The sequence below is a fragment of the Paludisphaera rhizosphaerae genome (assembly GCF_011065895.1).
GTDB classification, from domain to species: domain Bacteria; phylum Planctomycetota; class Planctomycetia; order Isosphaerales; family Isosphaeraceae; genus Paludisphaera; species Paludisphaera rhizosphaerae.
The window spans coordinates 44,710-54,649 of sequence record NZ_JAALCR010000035.1; the positions used below are offsets into that span (position 1 = coordinate 44,710).

Consider the following 9,940-nt stretch of genomic DNA (forward strand, 5'->3'; position numbering starts at 1 on the left):
CGCGTTTTCGAGGCCGCGCCGGACGGCGCCTTCCGTCGAGCGGGTTTCGGCGGAGTCGAGGAGGCGTCGGCTTCATGGGGAGTCGAATCGGGATTCATCGGTGTCTGGAACCTCGCCGTACGCAAGACCTCGATGCGATGTGGACACAATGGATGAGTAGCGGAATCGAACGCGTCAGGACTGACCAACGGCCGCGGCCAGCGCGGACTCGTCAAACTGAAACAGCTTCTCGACGTCGAGCATGATCAGCAGTCGATCGTCGACCCGAGCTAGACCCGAGACGTACCGACACGAGGCCCCGGCCGAGCCGAGAGGGGATGGCTGGATCTGGTCGCGGTTGATCCGCATCACTCGGGTGACGGCGTCCACGATGCAGCCGACCGTCTTGTCCTGCACATTGACGACGATCGTTCGCGTTTCCTCGTCCAGGTCGCGGGACGACATCCCGAATCTCTTCCGAAGGCTGACCACCGGAATCACCGAGCCGCGCAGGTTGATCAGGCCCTCGATATAGTCGGGCGTCTGAGGAAGCCGGGTGATCGGCTTCATCAGAATGATCTCCTGGATTTTGGTGATCGCGATCGCGTAGTCCTCGTCGCCGAGCCGGAAACCGACGAACTGCAAGACCGGCCCCTCGGCGCGGTCGGCCCTGGCGTTGGGAGGACTTTCGTGGCTCATTGCGGCCTCGGTGCGACTCTTCGGGACGGCGACATCAAGGGGATTGTATCACTCGGACCGATTCCGGCCTGCTTTCCGATTCGGAATCCTGGGCAAGCTCTCCGTGCGGACAAGTGCAACCCCTACGGTCGCGCCAACCCGACAAAAGTATGGCGCGGCCGTTCCGCGAGAGAACGCGCAGCATGAATGACGACCCTCCCGCGCGGGCAGGAGGGTCGTCATCTCTCCGAATCATGGGTTCAGCCGCGCCGAACGATCAGATCTCGGCGAGTGGCTCCTTCGAATCGCCGAAGGCGTCCACATGCAGGCCGGCCTTGTCGAGCATCGACATGTACAGGCTGCACATCTTGCGGTTGGGGGCCTTGAGGTAGTCGAGGACGCGCCCACCCTGGAGCTTGCCTCCGCCGCCGCCGACGAGAACGACCGGAAGCTGCGTTGCATCGTGGGTGCCGCCGGAGAGCATGCTGGAGCAGAACAGGAGCATCGAGTTGTCCAGGGCCGTGCGTTCGCCTTCCTGGATCGCGTCGAGCTTGCGAGCAATGTAGGCGAGTTGGCCCGTGAAGAGCTGGTTGACCTTCAGCCAGTCGGCCGTGTCGGTGTGAGAGAGAAGGTGGTGGATCATGTAGTCCACGCCGAGCTGCGGGAACCGCAGCGAGCTGTGGTCGTTGTTCAGCTTGAGCGTGGTGACACGAGTGGCGTCAGTCTGGAAGCCCAGGACGAGGATGTCGCACATCAGCTTCATGTGCTCGGCGATGTCCTGGGGAATGCCGTCGGCGGGGCGGGGGACGTTAGGCTTTTCCAGGGTCGGCTTCCATCCCTGAAGCTCGCCGCGATCACCGGCCCGTTCGATCCGACGCTCGACCTCGCGGACCGACTCCAGATACTCGTCGAGCTTGCGGCGGTCGGCCTGCGAGACGTCGCGGCGGAAATCCTGGGCGTCAGCCATCACGGCGTCGAGAACGCTCTCGTCGCCCCGGGCTGACTCGTCCTTGAAGAGCCGGTCGAACGCCAGGGCGGGGAACAGCTCCAGCGGCGTCGGGCTGGTCGGCGACGTCCAGGAGATGTGCGAGCTGTAGAGCATCGAGTAGTTCTTGTGGACCGCCGGGTTCGGCTGCTCACAGCCGAGGACGAGGCTGGGAACCTTCGTCGACCGCGAGTGGCTCTGCGCCAGCAACTGGTCGAAGCTCGTCCCCGAACGGATCTCGCCTCCCGAGGCCAGCGGCGCGCCCGACAGCAGATTGCCGGTCTGCGAGCTGTGGATGTTCCCCTTCAGCGCTTCCTCGTTGTAGAGGCCGCGGATGAAGAGGAGTTTCTCGCGGAAGTCCTGGAGCGGGGCGAGGACGCCGCCCAACTCCATGTCCTTGCCTTTACCCTTCGCCCACCATTCCTTGCCGTGGAAGCCGTTGCCGGCGAACAGGACGCCCACGCGAACCGGCGGCTCGCTCGAAGGCCGAGCCGTCGGCGACTCGACGCCCCAGACGTTGCGGGACTCCAACCACGGGAGGGCCATCGTGACGCCCACGCCACGGAGGAACGTGCGACGGGAAAGCTCGGGGGTCATGGGAGCACCTCGGCGTTCTTGGCGGAGCAGGAGGGTGGTTCAGTGGACCTCGGCGACCGTCGGCGAAGTCCCTCGGATCTCTCGAAACTGGCGGCTGCGAACGATGGCGTCAATCACCGAGGAGACGCGGTGGTCCTCGGCGTTTAGACGAGTCAACATCTCATCCAGGAGCGGCTCATCGGAGAGTGTCAGCCCTCTCCCCAGTGCATAGCCGAGGAGCTTTTTGCAGAACTGTCGTTCGACGGCGTCGCGGCGTTTCGTCAACAGGTGGTTTCTCAGACCGTCGACGCCGTTGAACTCGGTCCCGTTGATCAATTTCGCCCGCGCGTCGATGGACTGGCCGGTCGTGTCCCTCTCTCGGAAGCGACCGATGGCGTCATAAGCCTCCAGCGAGAACCCATAAGGATCCATCTTCGCATGACAGCCCGAACAGCGGATGTCTCGTGTGTGCTTCTCGACGAGTTGACGGACGCTCAGACCGCCCCCCGAGGCCTCGTCGTCTGGAAGAATCGGCACATCCTTGGGAGGCTTCGGCGTGCGCTCGCCGAGGAGGACCTCCGTCACCCAGTTGCCCCGAAGGATGGGACTGGTCCGCGACGCCCCCGATTCCTTGGCGAGCGTCGCCGATAGGCCGAGGATTCCGCCCCGACCGTACTTCCGTACTCCATCGACTCGTCGCCACTCGGGACCGGTCACACCGGGAATGCCGTAGTGCTCGGCGAGCGTCTGGTTGAGGAATGCGTGGTCGGCGTCATAGATCGAGAGGACGGAGGCGTCGGACTGGAAGAGGTCGGCGAAGAAACGGATGGCCTCCTCGTACATCGCCCCCTTCACGGCGGCGAAAGTCGGGAAGTGCCTGGCGCTCTTCTCGTCCTGGGCGTCGAAGCCGTAGATGTGAAGCCACTGGCAGGCGAACTCCTCCGCCAGCCGTCGGACGTTGGGCGATCTCAGCAGACGCTTCGCCTGGGCCGCGATCTCGTTTGGATCGCGGAGTCGGCCGGCCGCGGCAGCCTTGCGCAGCTCGTCGTCCGGAGCCGAAGAGGTGAGGAAGTAACTCAACCGGCTGGCCGTCTCCCAGTCCGAGACCGGTGCGGAGGTCACGCCGTCGGGAGTCCTTTCAAGGCGGTAGAGGAAGCTTGGTGCGGTCAGAATACGGGCAAGCGTCAACCGGAACGCCTCGTCGTGGGGAATCTCCTCACTGCGAAGCTTGGTGTAGAGGCCGCGGAGGTCGCGCTCTTCTTGTTCGGTCGTCGGCCGGCGATAAGCCTGCGAGGCGAACGCGATGAGCCGATCGATCTGACGCGGCTCGGCCGCTGCCACTTTCTTGCGGAACGCCTCGGCATCCTCGGCAAAGGGCTTCCGAAACGGGATGAAGAGTTTGGGATCACCGTCCTGGGTCGCGTACTGGATGATGTGCTCCAGCGCTTGAACCTGCGTCAGCGCATCCTGACTGACGAAGTGCAACTCCTCCCAGAGCCGATCCAGTCGCGCGGCCTCTGCTTCGTCGAGCATAAGCCGCCGGAGCGGTTCATCCTCACGATGGAAAAGCGTGAGTGTGACCGCCTCGTCCACCGGGACGATCTTCGCGTAGCAAAAGACGGGTGGGAACCACGAGCGGAACTCGGAGAAGGCCCGCTTCATCCGGTCCTCAGCCGAGGCGTTCGCGACCAGGACGGGAGCGTCTGGCTTGAGCCCCGGCGCGGTCGTCGGCGGCTCGACCCCGATTCGAAGCTGGACGAAGTCGTCGCCTCCCTCGACAGGCCGCACGACGGCCGTGCCGACCAGTTCGGCCCCCGCCGCGAGTTCAGCCGGTATCCGAACCGGGACCACGGAAGGACTCTTCACGGCGAGATCCACAGGCGCAATCCCGGCCGCCAGCGGGCTCGGTCCGAATTCGTCGGGGCGTCGTCCCCAGATCGAATCGTCGGGGATCGGCCCGACGGACGGCCGCGCGGGGATGATGGGGCCGCCAGGCGCTGTTAATGCCCGATAGAGCGAGGAGTCTGCGGCCGGAGCGCCGGCCGGTCCGTCGACCAGGAGCTTCTGAAGATCGGCGGAGAGCTTCTCCCGAGTCGAAGGATCCCGGGTCTCCAACCAACGAGCCAGGATCGAACCGGCCGGCAGCGCGAGTCCGCCGGCGTTTCCTTCAGGTTCCCGGAAGAACCGCCAGACGTCGGCATTCCCAAACCGGTCGGCGTGCGGATTGGCGGCCAGCGCGTCGACGGAGACGTCCGCCGCCATGTTCCATGTCTTTCCCCCTTCGGCTGTGGCGGAAAGGGTGAGGTCGACGGCCGTCAGATCGCAGGCGTGGTTGCCGTCGCGTGGTCCGATCGTCAGAACGACCAGGTCGCCAGGATTGAGGGCGACAGGCCCGAATGGCCCGATCTTACCCGGAGCGCCGCCGGAAACGTTCCCCTCGCCGAATGCGAGTCGCACGGCACCGCGGCGAAGCTCCAGTCGCCAGACTGTGCCGTTGCCGCACGCGGGGTGGGCATGTTTCACGAAGCCTTCGATGCGGTAATCGGCTGCGGCGGGACAGGCCCAGGCGCTGGCCGCGCGAAGCGTCGGCGAAGGGTGCACGACAACGCCGCGCCCTTTCAACTCGCCTGGGATGTGCAAGGTCTCGTCCGATGAGTTCGCGACGACGAGGGGAGTCTCGCTCTTTCCCCAACCTGCCGCTGCGTCGTATCCGCCGACCTGGGTCATACGCTCGGAGAAGAGGTCGATCTTCAACGTCGGAGCCGCACCGGCTCCCAGACAATCAAGCCACGCGCCGAGGATCTCCGGATCGACGTTGTACTTTTTGGCCAGCACGCTGCGATCGACCGTCGCGGGCGATGCGGCAGCCAACGCTTCATCAGCGGCCGACAGGCAGCGAGCGGCCGATTCGACCACCTTCGCCCGATACGCGGCCATCCCTTCGGCGATTCCTCTCACATCGCGAAGCGCAACGTCTGGCCGTCCCGGCCTGGTAATACGGAGGTTTTCCCAGACGACCACATTCGGGCGTTGGACGCCGCCAGCGGCGAGATGAACGGTCAGAGCCTTGCCGTCGGGGGCTTCAGGCAGTTTGAAACTCAGGTTCTGTCGAGTGACCACAGGATCAACGTCGGCCACTCGGGGTTTCATGTGTCCGACAGACTGAAACCGTGTGAGCGCCTTCTGCCAGGCGTCGATCTCGGCGGCTAGCGCCGGTGCGTCGGCCGCCTTGGCCGTCTTCCAGTGGGCGCGGATGGGATCCAGAACGGGGGAGGAGTCACCCTGGCTAAGATTCCGTTCCACCGTCTCCAGGTAACGGGCGTTGAGCCCGACGGCGTCGGCCGGTCGATGCTCCATCGCGGCCTTCAGGTACTTCTCCAGCGGGATGCGGCCTTCGGCGTCAGCGTATCGGGAGTAGAGGGCGCGGATCGAGCCGAGAATGTCATCCGTCCAGTCGCGACGAGTCTCGCCGGCGGCGAACCGGAATCCGTCCGGCAGCAGCACGGCATGCGCGGCGATCTTCTTTCCGGCCTCCAGATACTTGCCCAGCAGGGCGGGGGACATCACCAGCGCGTCGCCCGTGTTCGTGAAACCCTCTCCAGCCGCGCTGTCGGCGGGGAACTCGCGAGCCGGCTTGAAGTCGAAGCCCGTGAGATCTTGAAGCGTGTACGTGTACTGGGCGTTATTCAGCCGACGAAGCACCACGGGTCCGGGGTCGCCCGCGTTCGCCAGGGCCTCGGCGTGGAGATAGCGGCCGACCCAGCCTCGAACCAATCCCCGTTCGTCCGCCGCGGGCTTGGGTGAGTCCTTCGGCGGCATCTCGGCCGAATCCAACATCTCCGCAACTTTGCGCCAGGTTCCCGGGCTGCGGCGGATTTCGTTCAGGCCGGCGAAAACCTCCAGATCGAGGTCCCCTTCCTTGTCCTCCGTCGAATGACAGTCGAGACAGTATCGCGTCAACAACGGCCGGATCTGGCTGGAATACTCCTTCGCCAGCCCGTCGAACGAATCGGCTCCGACTGCATTCGCGGTGGAGGACAACACAGCCAAAATCATGGCGCCTGTCACGACGGCCTTCATGACGACGCCTCCAGCAGAGTGAGATAGAACTCGACGTGTCGCCGGACCTCGCGATCGGCTTCGGCGACGTCACCGGACCTGAGCGAGTCGATGATTACCTTGTGTCCGCGAACAGCCGCCGCGATATCAAGATACTTGCCGTATCGACGGAAGAAGACGGCGAGAAGATCGCCGAAAGCGAGGAACGGAGTCAGGCCGCTGGCCGCGATCAACTGCTGGTGAAACCGGCGGTCGAGCTCGACGCCCTCCTGCAGATCCTTGGCTCGTCGAAGTTGTTCATTGATCCCCTCAAGCGTCTCGAAGAGCGACGGGTCGCCGGCCATTCGCCTCGCGACGTGAGGCAGGACGCCGGCTTCCAGAACGACCCGCGTGTCGATCAGCACCCGCGGAGAGAGTTCCTGCAAGGCGGGATGGAACCCCAGATACTCCGTCACCCGGTCCATATCGACCTGGCCGACGACCAGCCCGCGACCCGGACGCGCTTCCAGGATTCCCAGGAACTCCAGCGATTTGGTCGCCTCGCGCAGGCTCAGTCGACTGACCCCGAACCGCTTCGCCAGGTCGGCCTCAGTCGGCAGACGATCGCCTGGCTTCAGGTTCTCATCGACGATGTATGTCTTCAGCCGCCCTGCGACGACTTCCCGCAGTTTGGGGCGCGACAAGGTGTTCAGCATCAGCTTCCCCATCGTTTAACAATCGTTCGACGGGGAGTTTATCAGATGATCTGACACCGAGGAAGTCCCCAGCGGGAAGACCTGTCATACGCGCGAGTCGAGGATGTGGAGGATGTGGCCGTCGAGGATCGTCTTGAGCGTCCTCGCGGCTTGTTCCGGATCCTTCTGGGCTCGATACCGCTTCACGAGGAACGCCAGGGTCGTTGAACCGAGAGCGTCCTCGCGAACACGTTCCTGCTCGGCCTTGGAGAGAGATTCCCAGTAGTTACGGATTCGTCCCTGATCGGCGGCTTCCTTCTCACGCTGGGCTTCGACGGCCTTACGCTTGGCGTCCTCGACCTTCCTTCGCTGTTCATCGAGCGCAGCGGCGCGCTCCCGACGTTGAGCCTCGGATTCAAAGCCTCGGGGCGGCGCGTAGTCCTTGCGAATCGATTCGGCGAGGTAGCCGGCGGGGTTCTTGGAAACTCGCTTGTCCTTACGAGCGACGAGCCAATCGAAGATCTCGATCTTGGCCTGGACGCGGTCAGCCGAATGGCTAAGAGCCAACTCGGCCGCGGCCGCTGCGGTCACTCCCCGATCGATCAGGGCTTTCTCCTGCTCCGTGGGCTCTGGTCCAGCCAGCGGCGAGCCGACGTCGAGGGGATCGTCGACGAGTTCCAGGTCTGACCGACGCCGCAACGTAATCGTCCACTTCCCCGGACCGACCTTGGTGTAACGATCGTCGCGCGCCATCGGCTCCAAAAAGCCGATCTCCTCCAACTCCTCAATCGCCGGCTGGAGCTTCTCCTTCAGCTTGCCGTTGTCCTTGTAGCCGCGATCCAGGCCGACGTGCTCGCAGGCGAACGTCCGGAGGTCCAGCGTCAGGGAGGGCGTATGGTAGAAGTGCTTGCCAAGGAAGCGATACATCTGCTGCGAACTCGGGTGCCGCAGACGGAGGAGCAACTTCAGGTCGATCGTTCGGACGAAGCCCGCCTCAAGGCTTTGGAAGAATACCTCGTTCCAGGCAATGTTCGACCTCGTCGCCTCCCCCGCTCGCGAGGCCGACCCATCGTGAACCTCGAAGTCGTCGATGATCCCAAAGCCCTTCGACGAATAGGTCTGTCGGGGCTTCTCCCACCAGGCGTTCTCATAAAGGACGAACACGTTCGCCCAGCGCTTGAGCGACAGCTCAATCCGAGCGTACGACTGACCTGAGTCAGCCCAGCCCAGAACCTTGATGACTTCACTTCGGCTGAAACCCACACGGCGTTCGCGGAAGTTGTTCGCCCGCTTCGTCAGATAAATCAGGCCGAGCAGGATCAGGTTATCCTGCGCGGAAGGGAGTCCGTACAACTCCGAGCCCGTAACCGTCACCTTCCGCAAAATCATCGACCCAGTCTGCTCGTCCCGCGTGGGAACCTCGCGGATGATGATCGAGACGTCCTTGCGGTCGGCGAGGAGCGTGATCGGGAACTCGGCGAGATTCATCTCGTCCTTGCCGAGCAGCCGTTCGTCGGGGATCGACTCAATCGTCGGCGAGGCTTCCCGAAGCTCCTCCGCGTTTCCAGGAAGTCCCATCAGCGACCCCTTCAAAGGAGCAACAACACTCGCTCGGCTGTTGTTGTTAGTTGGCAAGGTAACAAGGTTATACTGTTAGGGGAATAATAGAATCAACAGGCATAAGGACTTAGGGAAAAAATCCTCCCCGGGTTATCGGTGATTCCTCCCCGGGCTATCGGCTGTTCCTCCCTGGGCTATCGGTCGTTCCTCCCCGCGATATCGGTGATTCCTCCCTGGGCTATCGGTCGTTCCTCCCCGCGATATCGGTCGGTTGTCCTGTTTGTGAGCGATGTACGAGAGGCTCGATTGATCGTATTCGGAGTGGGCTCGTCGAGCCTCACCGGGGATGAAAACCGAGGGGTAGTTTTCCTCCCCGGGCTATCGGAAGGTTCGCGGCGAAGTCGGAACGACCGGTCTTCGACTCGTTGCCAACGACGACCCAGTCGCGGATAGTGGTGATCCGGGGGGTTGCTCGGTTGTGGTTCGGCCGGTGCCTGCCGCTCGCGCGAGGAATGCTCCATTGACTGCGAAGGATGCCGACGCGGGGGATGAACGCGGCAGGCCGGCGAGTCGGACGCCGTGGCTCGGAGGAATCGGGGTCGCTGCGGCGACGCTCGCTCTCTTGGTGGCCACGGGGCCGCTGTTGACGATCACCTGGGATGAGGCGTTCGTCCTGGGAAGGCAGGAGCGCGTTCGCGAGTGGCTTCACGCAGTGCGCGATCCCTCTGGCTTCGCCCCAAGCTGGCGGCCGATCCCACTGCAGGATGAGTTGCTCGAGCCGGATTCGGAAGGTCGAACACCTCCGGCTCCGGCCGATCTCGACACCCGGGCCAAACTCTTCAGTCAACCGGTGATCGAATGGTTCTGGCCGTTCGCTCGTGCCATGCCTTACGGCCATCCGCCCGGCTGCGCGCTCGCGGGCTTGATTGGCGATGTCCTGGCGCCTTCGTGGGAGGTGCTCGCCCGCGCGCGGCTCGGGCCGATGTTGCTGGTCAGCATTGTGGCTGGTGCGATCTACGGCTTCGTCTGTCGGCGTTGGGGACCGTGGGCGGCGGCCGCGGCGGCGGGGGCTTGGGTTCTGCAGCCGAGGCCGTTCGCGCACTGGCATTTCGCCCATTTCGACGACGTGCTTGTCTGTTACTGGGTTGGATCGGTCTTGGCGTTCTCGAAGGCCGTCGAGGCGGTCGAGGGCTCGAGCAAGCCTCGATGGGGGTGGGCGGTCGCGTTTGGAATTCTGGCGGGAGCCGCGGCAAATACGAAATTGACGGGCTGGTTTCTGCCTATCCCATTCATCGTCTGGACGTTGATGTATCGCGACCGTCGAGGGCTGCTCACGCTTCTTATCGGCGGGGCGCTCGGGCTGCTGACGCTTTATCTGCTCACGCCGCCGTGGTGGCACAACCCGGTCGACGGCGTGGAGAAGTTCTTG

The 9,940-nt window shown here is 63.9% G+C and carries 6 protein-coding genes; 1 reads left to right on the forward strand and 5 read right to left on the reverse strand.

Features of this window, described 5'->3' with window-relative positions:
- Positions 1 to 174 precede the first annotated feature (174 nt).
- The 5 genes from G5C50_RS28135 to G5C50_RS28155 form a co-directional block, all read right to left on the reverse strand.
- Complete coding sequence (locus G5C50_RS28135) at positions 175 to 678, reverse strand: chemotaxis protein CheW (RefSeq protein WP_165074413.1); 504 nt, start codon at positions 676 to 678, stop codon at positions 175 to 177.
- A 256-nt stretch (positions 679 to 934) separates the two neighbouring features.
- The gene (locus G5C50_RS28140) at positions 935 to 2,239 is read right to left on the reverse strand and encodes a DUF1552 domain-containing protein (protein ID WP_165074415.1); all 1,305 of its coding nucleotides are present in this window, start codon (positions 2,237 to 2,239) and stop codon (positions 935 to 937) included.
- A 39-nt stretch (positions 2,240 to 2,278) separates the two neighbouring features.
- Complete coding sequence (locus G5C50_RS28145) at positions 2,279 to 6,298, reverse strand: DUF1592 domain-containing protein (protein ID WP_165074417.1); 4,020 nt, start codon at positions 6,296 to 6,298, stop codon at positions 2,279 to 2,281.
- On the reverse strand, positions 6,295 to 6,984 hold the full coding sequence (locus tag G5C50_RS28150) for a FadR/GntR family transcriptional regulator (protein WP_165074419.1): 690 nt from the start codon (positions 6,982 to 6,984) through the stop codon (positions 6,295 to 6,297). The genes G5C50_RS28145 and G5C50_RS28150 overlap by 4 nt, the downstream gene beginning before the upstream one ends.
- Positions 6,985 to 7,056: 72 nt before the next feature.
- Positions 7,057 to 8,529 carry a replication initiator protein A gene (locus tag G5C50_RS28155; protein WP_165074421.1) on the reverse strand — a complete coding sequence of 491 codons (1,473 nt, stop codon included), beginning with the start codon at positions 8,527 to 8,529 and terminating at the stop codon, positions 7,057 to 7,059.
- 625 nt (positions 8,530 to 9,154) lie between these two features.
- Here G5C50_RS28155 and G5C50_RS28160 point away from each other — a divergent pair.
- On the forward strand, positions 9,155 to 9,940 hold a 786-nt coding region (locus G5C50_RS28160; RefSeq protein ID WP_165074423.1), incomplete at its 3' end, for a glycosyltransferase family 39 protein.